At 47.5% G+C, this 15,006-nt stretch carries 11 protein-coding genes; all 11 read left to right on the forward strand.

The window, feature by feature from the left end; genetic code table 11:
• Positions 1-20 precede the first annotated feature (20 nt).
• The 11 genes from HUX74_RS17845 to HUX74_RS17895 all read left to right on the forward strand — a co-directional run bounded on the left by HUX74_RS17845 (position 21) and on the right by HUX74_RS17895 (position 14,880).
• The gene (locus tag HUX74_RS17845) at positions 21-3,728 is read left to right on the forward strand and encodes a glycoside hydrolase family 2 TIM barrel-domain containing protein (protein WP_174647137.1); all 3,708 of its coding nucleotides are present in this window, start codon (positions 21-23) and stop codon (positions 3,726-3,728) included.
• A gap of 107 nt (positions 3,729-3,835) precedes the next feature.
• Positions 3,836-6,178 (forward strand): glycoside hydrolase family 3 C-terminal domain-containing protein, encoded by a 2,343-nt coding sequence (locus HUX74_RS17850; protein ID WP_254592912.1) that lies wholly within the window; start codon positions 3,836-3,838, stop codon positions 6,176-6,178.
• 691 nt (positions 6,179-6,869) lie between these two features.
• Complete coding sequence (locus HUX74_RS17855; RefSeq protein WP_256379973.1) at positions 6,870-7,223, forward strand: sensor histidine kinase KdpD; 354 nt, start codon at positions 6,870-6,872, stop codon at positions 7,221-7,223.
• A gap of 85 nt (positions 7,224-7,308) precedes the next feature.
• On the forward strand, positions 7,309-9,717 hold the full coding sequence (locus HUX74_RS17860; RefSeq protein ID WP_174647140.1) for a hybrid sensor histidine kinase/response regulator: 2,409 nt from the start codon (positions 7,309-7,311) through the stop codon (positions 9,715-9,717).
• Positions 9,689-10,987: a sigma-54 dependent transcriptional regulator gene (locus HUX74_RS17865; RefSeq protein WP_174647141.1), complete on the forward strand. Its 1,299-nt coding sequence runs from the start codon at positions 9,689-9,691 to the stop codon at positions 10,985-10,987. Before HUX74_RS17860 ends, HUX74_RS17865 begins: the two co-directional genes overlap by 29 nt.
• Positions 10,988-11,172: 185 nt before the next feature.
• Positions 11,173-11,808 (forward strand): RteC domain-containing protein, encoded by a 636-nt coding sequence (locus HUX74_RS17870; RefSeq protein WP_117917886.1) that lies wholly within the window; start codon positions 11,173-11,175, stop codon positions 11,806-11,808.
• Between the two features lie 110 nt (positions 11,809-11,918).
• On the forward strand, positions 11,919-12,866 hold the full coding sequence (locus HUX74_RS17875; RefSeq protein WP_117917887.1) for a DUF6047 family protein: 948 nt from the start codon (positions 11,919-11,921) through the stop codon (positions 12,864-12,866).
• Between the two features lie 5 nt (positions 12,867-12,871).
• On the forward strand, positions 12,872-13,048 hold the full coding sequence (locus tag HUX74_RS17880; protein WP_002562197.1) for a hypothetical protein: 177 nt from the start codon (positions 12,872-12,874) through the stop codon (positions 13,046-13,048).
• Complete coding sequence (locus tag HUX74_RS17885; RefSeq protein ID WP_174647142.1) at positions 13,049-13,765, forward strand: DUF6047 family protein; 717 nt, start codon at positions 13,049-13,051, stop codon at positions 13,763-13,765.
• 11 nt (positions 13,766-13,776) lie between these two features.
• Complete coding sequence (locus tag HUX74_RS17890; RefSeq protein ID WP_002562199.1) at positions 13,777-14,097, forward strand: hypothetical protein; 321 nt, start codon at positions 13,777-13,779, stop codon at positions 14,095-14,097.
• Between the two features lie 6 nt (positions 14,098-14,103).
• The gene (locus tag HUX74_RS17895; protein WP_254592887.1) at positions 14,104-14,880 is read left to right on the forward strand and encodes a DUF6047 family protein; all 777 of its coding nucleotides are present in this window, start codon (positions 14,104-14,106) and stop codon (positions 14,878-14,880) included.
• The last annotated feature ends 126 nt before the right edge of the window (positions 14,881-15,006 follow it).

The following is a 15,006-nucleotide window of genomic DNA, read 5'->3' on the forward strand; positions in this document are numbered from 1 at the left end:
ATTAAATTATAAATCATATCATGAATTTAGTGAATAAAAAACTACTGGCTTGTACCGTCCTCTCTATAAGTATGGCGGCACAAGCACAACAGAATGGCAAATGGAGCAATGATTTCTCCAATCCTACCGAAACATTCCGAACCGTAGGACAAGGGTCATGCAGTATCCGCGACGGGGTGTTCCGCTCGCAAGGTTCATACGCCCTGTTCGGTACATCCGAAATGAAAGACTATGCTTTTTCTTTCCGCGCCCGCGCTCCGAAAGATGCCGAGCAAGTACAAATTTGGGCAGGTTTCCGCACCCGCAACCGTTTCGACCGCTACGTGGTGGGCATCAAGGGAGGATTGCAAGACGATCTTTATCTGATGCGCACCGGATATATGGGCACAGACGAGTTCATGGGGGTTCGTCCGTTGGGCTTTCATCCCGTGCCGGGTGAGTGGTATAAGTTGCGCGTGGAAGTATGTGGCAATCGTATCCGCGTCTTTGTAGGCGACGAACAGTTGCCTCACATCGATGTGACGGATAAAAACGGCGGTGACCTTGTTCCGACAGGTGAAATCTCGTTGGGAGGAGGATGGATTGAAACGGAATACGATGATCTTGTTGTTACTCCATTGTCAAGCAATGCCTTTGCCAACATCAAAGACACTGAATACAAGCAACAACTTACCCCCCAGCAAAAGGAGGAGAAACGCCGCCGGGAACGTTCTGCCTATACGCCCGTCAGACTGACAACCCTGACAGGAAGCCGTACGGAGATTTCGCTGGACGGCAACTGGCTCTTCATGCCCGAATACCAGCAGGGCGACAAGACCGTTGCCACCTCTCCACAGGCCGATGACCAAGATTGGCACGTGATGTCCGTCCCCAATTTCTGGACGCCCATCCGCATTTGGCTGCACGGCGAGACGATGCCTTCGCCCAAAGGGCCACAACCCAAAGGTGTGAGCGACACTTACTACCAGCAGGAAACCAGCCGTTGCGAAAATTACACCTTCGACTATCGCAAGACGAGTGCCGCCTGGTACAGGCAATGGCTGGAACTGCCAGCTGAAGTAAAAGGCAAACACCTGACTTTGACTTTTGACGCTGTATCCAAGATGGCCGAAATATACATTAACGGCAAACAGGTAGCTACACACATCGGGATGTTCGGCGAATGGCAGGTGGACGCCACTCCCTACCTCCGGGCAGGCCGCAACCTCATCACCTTGAAAGTGACACGCGACATCAAAGGAACTGCCGCACAGACCAGCGACGCAATGGAAAACTATTACGGTTCTGTACGTCGGGACATAAACGATAATAAGGAAGACAAGGAGGCCAACAAAGCTGTGCTGACCGATATTCCCCACGGTTTCTATGGTGATAATCCTGCCGGCATCTGGCAACCAGTAAAGCTGACCGTCAGCGACCCGCTGAAGGTGGAGGATGTCTTCATCAAACCCAGCCTGCAAGGAGCAGTTTTTGACATTACTGTAAAAAACAAAGACAGCAAAAAACGGACTTTTACCATCCATGCCGATATCACCGACAAACAGACGGGCGAAAATCTCTATAGCGGTACGCTGGCTGTGAAAAATCTGCTTGCAGCCGGACAGCAACAGACTTATACGTGCAGTGTGGATGGCCTGAAACCCAAACTGTGGGAGCCAGCCACTCCAAACTTATATGATTTCACGTTCCGTCTGATTGAAGGCAAGAAGAAAGAAGCGGACTGCACGATCATCACTTCGGGATTCCGCACTTTCGAAGCTCGTGAAGACGGCTTCTTCTATCTGAACGGACGTCGCTACTGGCTGCGCGGAGGCAATCACATTCCGTTTGCCCTTCGTCCCAACGACAAGGAACTGGCAGATAAGTTCATGCAACTGATGCGGGCTGGCAATGTCAACTCCACCCGTACCCATACGACTCCTTGGAACGAACTGTGGATGTCTGCCGCCGACCGCAACGGCATTGCCATCAGTTTTGAAGGCACTTGGTCATGGCTGATGATTCACTCCACACCGATACCAGACAAAGGGGTACTCGACCTTTGGGCGAACGAGTGGTTGCAGGTGATGAACAAGTTCAAGAACCACCCTTCGCTCTTCTTCTGGACCATTAACAATGAAATGAAGTTCTACGACCTCGATGCCGACAAGGAACGTGCCATGCAGAAGTTCCGCATCATCTCCGATGTCGTGAAGCGGATGCGCGGATTAGACCCCACACGTCCCATTAGCTTTGATTCCAACTATATGCGCCGCAACGGTCTGAACCGTTTCGGAGCAGAGTTTATGGCGACAGTGGATGATGGGGATATAGATGACAATCATGCTTACTACAATTGGTATGATTTCTCCTTGTTCCGCTTTTTCAACGGTGAATTTCAAAAGCAGTTCAAGACACCGGGACGTCCGCTCATCAGCCAAGAAATGAGTACCGGTTATCCCAACGGTGAAACCGGGCACCCGACACGCTCTTACCAGTTGATCCATCAGAACCCATATACGCTGATAGGCTACGAAGCCTACGACTGGGCAGACCCAGCCTCGTTTCTGAAAGTACAATCATTCATTACCGGCGAACTCGCTGAAACTTTACGCCGCACAGGTGACCAAACATCGGGTATCATGCACTTTGCTTATATGACCTGGTTCCGCCAGTGCTACGACTCCAAGAATATCCAGCCTTGGCCCACTTACTATGCCCTACAACGTGCCTTGCAGCCAGTACTGGTCAGTGCCGAGCTATGGGGACGCAATCTCTATGCCGGTGAGAAACTGCCCGTTCGCATCTATGTAGTAAATGATGACGAACAAGGACGCGACCTTGCCGACATGACTTTAGGCTGGAGCGTCACAGACGAAAACGGTAAAGTACTGGCATCGGGCAGTACCGCCTTCCCGGCTGTTCCATATTATGGCCGTAAATATATAGAACCGGACATACAGCTGCCAGCGTTCCTGCCTGCCGATAAGACAAATGCCAAGCTGAAACTGACACTTACCGAAAATGGTACTGTCCGTTCGCAGAACGAGTATGAGCTGTTGCTTGCTCGCAAGGAATGGAACATCGGAAAAATCTCCTTTGCCCAAAGCAATAAAGTACTTATACTGGACAAAGATGGAGAGAAATCGGTGCTCGACTTCTTGAATATACCTACTATTCCGGTAGCTTCCGTCCAAGAGTTGGTAAACCCGAAACAAAAAGCCGCACTTTGCATAGTTTCCGGTCTGGACGATTGCAGCGATGAAGAAGTCGCTCTGCTTCGTGGTTACCAAGCCAAAGGAGGCAAACTCCTTTTCCTCAATTGCAAAGATGTCATTCTGAAAGTGTATCCCGAATACATCATCGGACGGTTTATTCCCACAGAAGGAGACATCGTTGTTCCGGAACGCCTTGAAGCACCGATATTCGACGGTATCGGCACACTGGAATTGCGTTACTTCAACAACAACCGCCGTGAAATACCGTTAGCGTGCAATGCCGTCCTGAAAGCTATCCGACACGAAAATGTTACTGAGCTGGCAAGTCAGATGAAAATTCATGCCTACATTGACGGAGGCAAACCGGAAGACCGTATCGCTCGTATTGAATCCATGCGCGGGTTAACACTGCTCGGCATCCGTGACGGCAAAGGGGAAGCGATTGTTTCCACAATGTGTACGGAAAAGGCACACACCGACCCCGTAGCAGGCCACTTGTTGGCAAATATGCTGAAAGAATTGATAAAATAATAACATTTGTCCAATAAGGAAAAGAGGAAGGGCATTGGAACAGCAAATGTCTCTTCCTCTTTTTTTATAGATTAATTAATCATAGTAGTATGAATAGGAAAATAAGTATGTTTTTTCTGCTTGGAACTGTTTTAAACTTACAAGCACACAAATCGGAAGACATCTACCGAAAAGGATGGATAGACTTCAACAAAAACGGTGTAATGGATATTTATGAAAATCCCCATGCGCCCATTGAAACCCGTATTGACAATCTGCTTGCGCAAATGACCTTAGAGGAGAAAACCTGCCAGCTTGTTACCCTCTACGGCTCGGGACGTGTACTGAAAGACTCGTTACCCACTCCACAGTGGAAAAATGAGATTTGGAAAGACGGCATTGCCAACATTGATGAACAAGCAAACGGGCTGGGGACTTTCGGCTCTTCTCTTTCGTTTCCATATATCCACAGCATAGAAAACCGACAGGTCATTCAGCGATGGTTCGTGGAAGAAACGCGTCTTGGTATTCCCGTGGACTTCACGAACGAGGGCATCCGCGGATTGAATCATGATCGTGCCACGATGTTCCCGGCACAATGTGGACAAGGAAGCACATGGGACAAGGACCTTATCCGAGAAATAGCCCGGGTTACCGCCGAAGAGGCCAATGCCTTGGGATACACCAATATCTATGCTCCACTGCTGGACATTGCGCAAGATCCACGCTGGGGACGCGTTGTGGAATGTTACGGTGAAGATCCCTATTTGGTGGGCGAACTTGGCAAACAGATGATTTTAGGATTGCAAGAGCACGGATTGGTTTCTACCCCCAAGCATTTTGCCGTCTATAGTGTCCCCGTAGGAGGTCGAGACGGACAGACTCGCACCGACCCACACGTGGCACCACGTGAGATGCGTACACTTTATCTGGAGCCATTTCGTAAAGCGGTATGTGAGGCCAGAGTAAAGGGTATCATGAGTTCTTATAATGACTATGACGGCATACCTATTACTGGTAGTTATCACTTCCTGACCGAAATTTTGCGACACGAATGGGGCTTTCGAGGTTATGTTGTATCAGACAGCGAAGCGGTGGAATTTATGTACAGCAAGCATAAGGTGGCAGCTGATGCAGTAGAAGGTGCCGCAATGGTCATCAATGCCGGACTCAATGTGCGTACCAACTTCACCGCACCAGAAAATTTTATCTTGCCTCTGCGAGAAGCTATCCGTAGAGGATGGGTGTCAGAACAGACCTTGAACAGCCGTGTTAGAGATGTGTTGCGTGTCAAATTCGAGTTGGGGCTTTTCGATAATCCCTATAAAGGTAATCCCCAAACGGTGACAAAGATTGTACACAGCCAAGAGCATCAGGAGGTTTCTCTACGTGCCGCATTGGAATCAATTGTCCTACTGAAAAACCAAGATAATCTGTTGCCGCTTTCCAAAGAGATAAGACGGGTGGCGGTCATTGGTCCCAACGCAGATGAAACCAACAATTTGATTTGTCGTTACGGTCCTGCCAACGCTCCAATCAAGAGTATTTACAAAAGCATTCAAGAGTATCTCCCTCAAGCGGAAGTGCGTTATGCCAAAGGAGCCGACATTATTGACCCCTATTTTCCTGAAAGCGAACTGTATGATATTCCGTTGGACTTTAACGAACAACGGATGCAGGACGAGGCTGTTGTATTGGCACAGAAATCGGATGTTGTAATCATAGTGTTGGGTGGTAACGAAAAAACGGTACGTGAGGAGTATTCTCGTACTAATCTTGACCTTTGCGGCCGCCAACAACAACTATTACAAGCTGTCTATGCCACAGGCAAACCGATAGTCTTAGTCATGGTTGATGGCCGTGCCGCTTCTATCAACTGGGCGGAGAAGCATGTACCTGCCATCGTTCATGCTTGGTTTCCGGGCGAGTTTATGGGAGATGCTGTTGCAAAAGTTCTTTTTGGCGATTATAATCCCGGTGGGAAACTGTCGGTTACATTCCCAAAATCCGTCGGTCAGATACCTTTTGCTTTCCCCTTCAAGCCCGGTTCCGACACGGGTGGCTTTATCCGTGTGGCGCACGCCTTATATCCTTTCGGCTATGGTCTGAGCTACACTACCTTTGCCTACTCCGACCTGAAGATTTCTTCGCCTGTCATCGGGGGGCAGGGCAATACAGAAGTGAGTTGCAAAATAAAGAATACAGGCACTATGGCAGGTGACGAAGTGGTGCAACTCTATCTTCATGACGAGCAAAGTTCTGTCACTACTTATGTCAAAGTATTGCGTGGTTTCGAACGCATCCATTTGCAACCCGGCGAGGAGAAAGAAGTATATTTCAGACTGACACCGCAAGATTTGGGAATCTGGAACAAAGATAACCATTTTGTAGTGGAACCAGGTATATTTACTGTGATGGCAGGTAGCTCATCAGAAGATATTCGATTATGTGGAAAATTTGAAGTAAAATAAGTGTAAGGAGTATAGGTTCGTTAAAAATATTTACCACACCATAGTATAAAGCATTTGAATATGCTTATCAGACACCAATATGCTTAAAACATTAAAATAACTTTAGCACAAAAGGAACGATTGATAGCATAATTCCACTTCTTTTGGGATGACAAACGAATTGTTTTGTACCGCCATTTTACTAATACTCTCATCTGTTGTCATTCAATGATACATTAAACAGCAATCAAAAAGGTTGGATATTACTGTAACAAATTAATATGCAGAACAAAGAAATTCTGAAAATACGAAAAAATGATTTTAACCATATCTTATGACATACGAGACCCATTGACAATTATTGATGGTAATGCTGAATTAGTATTAGAATTATTGCCCCAAAAAAGAATAGATTATATATAGAAAATATCATAGCATCTGGTAAACATATTCTTCGATTGGGTGAATCTAAAGAGATGGCAGATAATGTTCCATTCAAACTATATAGACCTATCAATTACATTATTATAGAGTTTACTTCAATTATTAATAACAAAGGACTAATATTCTTTAGAGAAAAAACTCAAACGGATTTCTATCTTTATGGTGACATAAATCGAATAAAGCAAGTAATAAACAATCTATTGTCAAATGCTATAAAATTCACGGATACAAGAATAATTGAATTTACACAAAATGCGATGACAATAAGTTGATTCTTATTATTCATGATATCGGTATAGGTATGGACACAGAAAACACACATAATATTTTTATTCCTTTTGAAAAAGCTTCCAATACAACAAATATGGAAGGCTTTAGATTAGGACTTTCTATAACAAAAGGATTGGTAAATTTACTATGTGGAACAATAATAGTTGAAAGTAAGTTAAAGGAAGGTAGTATTTTTACTGTTCAATTGCCTATATCACAAACAAATAAGACAATCGTGGAAGAAATAGAAAATACTACTGATAGCATTTCTTGCCTCTCACAAAAAATAATTATTGATGATGATTCAATACGATTGGAAATAGTCAAAGAAATGTTGGAATGGAATGTTTGATATGTAATATTTAAAATATGACATATAGGCAATGCGTCATGAAAGTTTCAACTTAATATTAACTGATATATAGATGCTTAGAAACGTGGGGTTAAAGTTAAAAATATTTTTCGGTTATGTCATCTTGGTCCTGCTGTCGGTCTTCATTGTCTATCAGTACCGTCAGGAACAGATGCAAAGACATATGTTGCGTAAGGAGGAAAAGGAACTGGTGGCTATACACCGTCTGACGGAAAAGAGTTACATCGGTCTGCTGGACCTCTCCACCCATGCGGAGATTGCCATCACATGGGATGATGACGCCCTGAGGGAATACAGCCGTAAACGCCACAGAGTCTGTGACAGTCTGCAACTTCTAAAGGAATATGTCCATACTCCGTTACAGAAAAGCCATATCGACTCGTTGTGCTTTCTGCTTTGGAACAAAGAAATCCTTCTTTCCAAGACGATGCATACCTTTGATGAATTACAAGGTATAGGTGGTATTGTACAGGAAAGCATCCCGCCCATTATCTTGACAGTGCAGAAACAAATTGTACAGCAAGAGGAAAAGATGACTTCCCCGAGACCCGGTACGGAAGATACTCCTAAAAAGAAAAGAAATATCTGGAGCATTTTCCGTAGAAGAGCGAACAAGTCCATTTACCTGCAACAGAGAGAAGAGGCCGAACGTAAACGGCAGTCCTTGTCTTCCGCTTCTCCAGCTGGAATGACAACACGCATGCTTCACTCCCTGGATGAGAAGGTCACTCTGGAACAGGCCGAAAGACAGGCCCGGCTGCTGGCACAGATGGACAGCTTATACGTTGGCGGCATGGAACTGAACGAAAGGATGAACAGCATAGTCTCTGAATTTGAACGGGAGAATAACGAATGTTTTACTGCACGCTACAGAACCTTTGTCCTTGAACGGAATAACTCCTACTATGTGGTAGCCGGCTTGGCTTTGTCTATCTCTTTACTGGCAATTGTATTGTATATCCTCATCCACCGGGATTTGAACCGTCATCTCCGGTATGAGAGGGAATTTGAACAGTCCAACAATCGGAATAGAGAATTACTCCGTTCACGTAAGGAGCTGATGGCCTCGGTGGCCCATGACCTGCGTGCTCCGCTGGTAGCTATCAGAGGCTGTGCGGAACAGTTATCTTCGGAAAGCGATGGTAGTTGCAGGGCCGGTTATCTGAACAATATCCTGCATTCGTCCGATTATATGCTCTCTCTGGTAGACACGCTGATGGAATATCACCGGATGGATGAAGGTGAGGTGTACTCCAAAAACACACTCTTCAGCTTGAAAACTCTGTTTGAAGAAATAGCGGACAGCCACCGTCTTGCCGCCCGGCAGAAAAAACTTGCGTTCACCGTATCTTTCTCCGGTCTGGATGTTATGGTCAACTGTGACAGCTCGCATATCCGGCAGATAGTCGGCAACCTGCTGTCCAATGCCTTGAAGTTCACATTCCACGGGAAGGTGCTCCTTGAGGTGGAATACCGGCCGGGAAATCTCCACATTTCTGTTCTGGATACGGGTATGGGAATAGGCCTTGAGGAGAAAAAACGGATATTCGGAGCTTTCGAAAGGCTCGACAATGCGCGTAATATTCCCGGTTTCGGGTTGGGGTTGGCAATCACGGCCCGGCTCGTATCCTTGATGCAGGGGTATGTGGAAGTGGAGAGTGTACCCGGTGAGGGCAGCCGTTTTTCTGTTTTCCTGCCTATGCTACCGGCCGGACACCCCGTCTGTCCGGAAGAGAAGTTTTCTCCTGTTTGTGAATTGCCTGTTGATATCCGTGTGCTGGTCATTGATGACAACCGTATCCAGCTGGAAGTCATCAGTAAAATGCTTTCCCGCAGTCAGATTCACTGTGACTGCTGCACGGATGTCCGGGAGCTGATGAATTGTTTGAACAAACAGAAATACGACCTTCTGCTGACCGACATACAGATGCCTGGTGCGAATGGCTTCTCGGTCCTTGAACTGTTGAGGACCTCGAACATTCCCCGGGCATGGGAGATTCCCGTCATAGCCATCACGGCACGTTCCGATAAAAAGGGAGAGTATCTTACCGCAGGTTTTGCCGACTGTCTGTATAAGCCTTTCTCTGAGAAAGAGTTGCTGGCGGCAGTTTCACAGATGGATCGATCTGATTTTGCTGCCATCATGGAAGGAGAGGAAAACGTAGAAGAGATGCTGGACCTGTTCATAAAGGATACCATGGATGAACTTGCCGGAATAAGGGACGCTTTTTCCACGGGAGATTATAAGAAGTTGGGGAGTATCATACACAAAGCCGCACCGCTTTGGGAAATGATCCGTATAAACATTCCCCAAAGTGAACTGAGGGAAATGGCTTCCATGCCTTTCGAAAAATGGGGTGGCTTATCGGATAAAAGGATAGAGGAACTGATTAAAGCTGTGGAACATGCTGTAGAGAAAGCAAAAAGAATAAAGAAAAGAGTATATGGAAACTGTATTGATAGTAGAGGATGACCGTGTGTATGCACGTGCTACCACAAACTGGCTGGTGAAAAACGGTATCAATGCCCGTTATGTATTATCCGTGAACAATGCAAAGGAGTTTTTGGACAATCATGATGTGGATCTGGTATTGTCGGATTTTCGTCTCGACAACGGCAATGGCATGGAACTGCTGGAATGGATGAATACACATGGCTATCGTATTCCTTTCCTCATCATGACAGGTTACGGGGATATACCCGGTGCCGTGGAAGCGGTTAAAAAAGGTGCCGTGGACTATCTGCCCAAACCTGTACAGACAGAAAAGGTACTCGGTATTATCCGGAAAGCATTGGAACGTAAGAGAAGGGACGGCAATACAAAACAAAGATTCTATACAAGCAAAAGCCCTTTGGCATTGAGATTGCAGGAGCATATCCGGCTGGTGGCTCCGGTGGATACGCTAGCCGTGCTGATACGTGGCGCATCAGGGACAGGCAAGGAGTATGTGGCCCGGCAGATACATGTGTTGAGCGGTCGGTCGGATGCATCTTTCATCGCAGTGGATTGCGGGGTACTTCCGAAGGAACTGGCGGCATCGGAACTGTTCGGTCATGTGAAGGGTGCCTTTACCGGAGCGACGGAAAACAAGACGGGCATGTTTGCCGCCGCCAACCATGGGACACTGTTTTTGGACGAAGTGGGCAATCTGAATGCCGAGGTACAAAGGGCACTGTTGCGTGCCTTGCAGGAAAAACGCTACCGTCCCGTAGGCGGTAAAGAAGAGATTCAGACGGACATCCGTCTGGTAGCCGCTACCAATGAGGACCTGGAGAAGGCGATAACCGAAGGACGTTTCAGGGAAGACCTGTTCCATCGTCTGAATGAATTTCCGTTGCATGTACCATTGCTGGCAGAGTGCATTGAGGATATTATCCCGTTGGCGGAATTCATGCTGGATGCCGCCAATCAAGAGTTCTCAAGGAAAGTGAAAGGCTTTGACCGCGAAGTACAGAAACGGTTGAAATCTTATTCGTGGCCGGGAAACATACGGGAACTGAGGATGGTTGTCAGACGGGCCACCTTATTGGCGAAAGATGATTGGATAACCACCGGGGAGATAGACATTCCCGATAAAGGCAGGCACCCGGGAGAGTATTCACTTAATGACGAGCGGACGGAACGGACAACCATTCTGAAAGCATTGGAGGCAACGGGCAATGACAGGAAAGCTGCCGCACGGTTATTGGGCATCAGCCGGAGCACGCTTTATCTGAAATTGAGGAAGTATCGTCTGGATTAGAATATGTCCGAAATTCGGACACATCATGTCCAATCCACAATGCTTTTATGTACACATCATTTTTACTGCTTTCTATATGGTTTATTTACAATGTTTTATCTGTGTACTGTTTCAGGCATGGCACTTGTCCTTATTCCGGCAGGATGAGTGGAGAGTTGAATTGTGGAACCTAAAAACATGATACGATGAAGACATTGGTGGAAACCTCTCTTTTTAATCTGTTCGCCTCTTATACAAACGGTGCCGGACCTGCGGCAGGTGAGTTGCCGGCCGCCTATAACGATTTCGTGAACTGCCTTGCCACGCTTTCATCGGCAGGGGACCTGACGGGACAGCTACGTCGTCTGAACTACACAAAAATAGAGCTGGCCTTTATGCGGCAGGCCTGCAACGGAATGGCTGAAGATTGCCGCAATATCCTGTATGACGTGTTCATCGACAAGACGCTGGCATTGCTGGATGCGGAAGCGGAAATACTGAAGGAGATGCTTCGTCATGGTACCGTGTCTGCCGGATTCCATGCGGAAGCGGTGCGTGGAAGCGGAAGGAAAACTTCCGTCACACTGACATGGAACGGTACGGACAGCGACCTGATTGAACTGGTGGCTGCACTGATGGCAGCCGGTGCGATAGGTACGGCCGAAGGTCGGGATTTGAAAATTGTGGATGTTATCCGCGTTTTCGAGGAAGTGTTCCATCTGAAAATCAATGCGCTGTACACCAAGCGTGGCAAAGTGTTCGACCGTTGTACGGACACCACTCCGTTCATCGACTCCCTGCGCAAAAGTTATAACCGGATGCTGGACGCACGACTGGCGTAAAGGTTGTACGCCAACAGCCGCCAACGGATGACTCGTATGTATGAGGTATTGCAGATTGGCGGCTGAATGTTTTTCTTTGTCGCCGGTTATCATGTCTAAAAATACAAGCTATGTCAATCTTGAATGATATTTGGAACCGCATTGCCCGGAAACCGGACAGGCGGAAAGCGGCGGCAACGGAAACTTCCGGGACGGAAAACCGGGTATATGCGGTGGTTACGGAAGAGGGCGTGATGCTGTTTTCCGACACCCCCAAGGGTATGAAGGCACGGAACAGCTATCTGCAACATCTGGCCGACGGCTTCTTCAACGTGACCAAAGTACCCGAAACTTTGCGGATATATGAGATTGACCTGCCTACCAAACGGGTGGCCGGGATGGCGGACAACTGTATCGAAAAGCTGTCCAAAGCGGATTTGCGAAGCACAGACGCACAATTGCGCAGGTCGGTGGTGAACTTCACCTCCGACAAGTTTGCGGATAGAAGTGTGCTGGACGGCGGGGTGTGCAGGGCAAAGTTCGACCTGCGGCCCGATTTCCATAACTTCGACCGGCTGACAAAAGAATTCGGTTTGGGTATCTCGCCCCGGAACTATGATGTAGCGTCATTGCTGTATATTTCGGAAAACGGGTACGCCGGGATTGTTGCGGCAGACAAGGTGCATCCGTTCAGCTATGAGTATGAGTTCAGGGAACTGGCGGAGAAGCTGGGAGACAGCATGAGGGCACGGATGAACGCGCCTTTGTCGGCACACGACTTCGGCTATGCGGCCTTACAGAAAGAGGCAAAGGAGATGGCGGTGGATTTGTTACAATCGGAGTTCCATATTACGGATGGAGAGTTCAGGTTGGGCGCACGGATAAGCCGAATAGAAAGGATGGAAATGTCACATCCGGTGTCGTATCCGCATTCGGAAGAGGAACAGACCGGCGGGTTACCGGAAACACACTACAGGCAGGAAGCTCCTGAACAGCGGATGTCTGACAGCCAACGGCAGGTGAAGCATGCAGCTTCCATTACCCCACAGAAGAAGGAGAAGAAACAATTAATCCTATAAAATCTATGGAAGAAAAGAAAAAGCAAGCGGTGGAAAGCGGCAGTCTGTATATGACATTGGACGCCTTTTACAGACCCGTGTATCTGAGTATGCGCGGACAGGGGGAAGAGGGATTTTCCCGTTATATCAGTAACAACGTGCGGTCTCATACGACCGGTCGGGAATTTATTCCCGACCACTGAATGTTCCGTTTCGACTTTAAAGACAAAAGTCTGATTCCTCCCATATTCGGTACGGACAATGCGGATTATCTGGAACGGCTCTGTCCTGTACTGGAACGGGAGAATATATATCCGTCGGGGGTGGTGAGACTCCGGGATGCGGCATTCTGTGAGGAACGGGGGATTGTACATCTGTCATTATCAGCGGAACATACGGCTTTGCTGGAAAATGAGGATTACAGGCGGCTGCGACATCGTTTCGGAATGGACGGGGATGTGATACGCAGTGGGCTGGCTGCTTTTCCCACCTACATGGCGGTGGAACACGGGCGGAAGGTATTGCTGTTTGACAAGACAGACGGTGGGGACAGGATGCTGGATGAGTTTCTGAGTGGGCTGGCCGAACGTTTTTTTGACGGCAAGCGGAAACCTGAGAGCTTGAGGTTTTATGAGGTGGCTCCGCTGAATGCCGCATTCCGGGCAAAAATAGGTGACGGGCAGACGGTTTCTTCGGATATGGTGAGATATGGGATTTGTGTGGCATGTTGCGACATGGCACCTACGCTGAGGAACTTTAACAGGCTGAGAAAATTGCAACGGCAGCCTATGCCGCTGACCGGAGAACAGGAACGGATAGTCTCGTCACTGGTGGCACGACCGGATAATGTACGGTTCCCGAACGTGGAAATGAGGGTGCGGATTCCGGCAAAGAGAAAAGGACAAGGAATGAACATTTAATTTTTTGATGAATGGAAAAAGAGAATACGAACAGTGGCAGTGTGTATGTCACAGTGGACGGACATCTCAACCCGGTGCATGTCAGTATGAAAGGTACGGGTGAGGAAGGTTTTCTGGAGTTTATGCTGGAAGATGTGGAGAAGGCGCTCAAGGAAACGGAAATGCCTACCATGGGCATGATGTACTATAATGTGCCTGATATGAGGATTATTCCGCGTTTGCGGGAAGGGAATAATGATGATTATCTGCGAAGACTGGAAAAGGCGATGGACGGACATGGGATTAAGCCGCATAGATACCTGGCTCTGTCGGAAGTGGTGTATTGCCTGTGAAAGTACATGGACCCGCTTTCAAGGGACGAGAACTATCCCCGACAACTTACACCGGAGATGTGGCGGGAGATAAAGTCCGCACCACCCGAAGTGATAGCGGAGATGCAGGATGATTTGAAGCATGGGAACACGTATTATACAGGTGTTGAGACGGGTAAAGGGGTGCTGCTGTTCGGTAGGGATTATGTAGGAAACCGTCAATACGGGGATTTTATGGCAACGAATATAGAGAAGCGTTTTTTTGAACCGGACTTTGAGGAAAAGTATCTGAATGTGTATGAGTTACGGGGATGGCCTTCATTGATGGAAGGGAAAGTAAACCGCTGTTGCGATGATTACGGCTGTTTGTTGCCGTTGGAGAAGATTCCGGCAGATGCTTTTGTGGACAAATCGGCATTGAAAAGTATAACGGACAGTGAGCGTTATGATCTTGCTCCTACATGGGAGAACTATTATAGGCTGACTGATTCCGGAAAGGGGTTGGGCCTTACTCGGAGTCCGTATAATTATGACCGGATGACACTGCTGTATATCATGGATAAAGGCTATCCGAGAGACGGACTGATAGATGAATACCCGGACAACTTCAGTTTTTACGATAAATTCGAGAAGATAGAAAACAAACTGCTGGGCCGCAACAGATGGGATGTGTATGATGTGATGCAGGAGAAGGCGAAGAAACTGGCAGGGAAATTGTTGAAAGAGCACTTTCCGGAAACACGGCAGAAAGCGGACATGAAGGAAAAGGCGGCTGTGCGGAAAAGCAAAGGCATGAAGATGTAGGATTATGGAAAACAAGTAAGGGGATGGAAGGCCTGTTGCCGCATAGATGCAGGTGACGGGCCCTTCTCTTTTATCGTTGGATACGCCAATGCACGCCAACGGAAGACTCTGATACGATCTGTTTGG

This window comes from Bacteroides sp. Marseille-P8574 (assembly GCF_902825465.1).
GTDB lineage: Bacteria > Bacteroidota > Bacteroidia > Bacteroidales > Bacteroidaceae > Bacteroides > Bacteroides uniformis.

Bases quoted from the DNA above. Each gene is read 5' to 3' on its own strand.
- HUX74_RS17885 (WP_174647142.1), top strand. From the start codon at position 13,049: ATGTTCCGTTTCGACTTTAAAGACAAAAGTCTGATTCCTCCCATATTC.
- HUX74_RS17880 (WP_002562197.1), top strand. From the start codon at position 12,872: ATGGAAGAAAAGAAAAAGCAAGCGGTGGAAAGCGGCAGTCTGTATATG.
- HUX74_RS17875 (WP_117917887.1), top strand. From the start codon at position 11,919: ATGTCAATCTTGAATGATATTTGGAACCGCATTGCCCGGAAACCGGAC.
- HUX74_RS17845 (WP_174647137.1), top strand. From the start codon at position 21: ATGAATTTAGTGAATAAAAAACTACTGGCTTGTACCGTCCTCTCTATA.
- HUX74_RS17870 (WP_117917886.1), top strand. From the start codon at position 11,173: ATGAAGACATTGGTGGAAACCTCTCTTTTTAATCTGTTCGCCTCTTAT.
- HUX74_RS17890 (WP_002562199.1), top strand. From the start codon at position 13,777: ATGGAAAAAGAGAATACGAACAGTGGCAGTGTGTATGTCACAGTGGAC.
- HUX74_RS17850 (WP_254592912.1), top strand. From the start codon at position 3,836: ATGTTTTTTCTGCTTGGAACTGTTTTAAACTTACAAGCACACAAATCG.
- HUX74_RS17895 (WP_254592887.1), top strand. From the start codon at position 14,104: ATGGACCCGCTTTCAAGGGACGAGAACTATCCCCGACAACTTACACCG.
- HUX74_RS17865 (WP_174647141.1), top strand. From the start codon at position 9,689: ATGGAAACTGTATTGATAGTAGAGGATGACCGTGTGTATGCACGTGCT.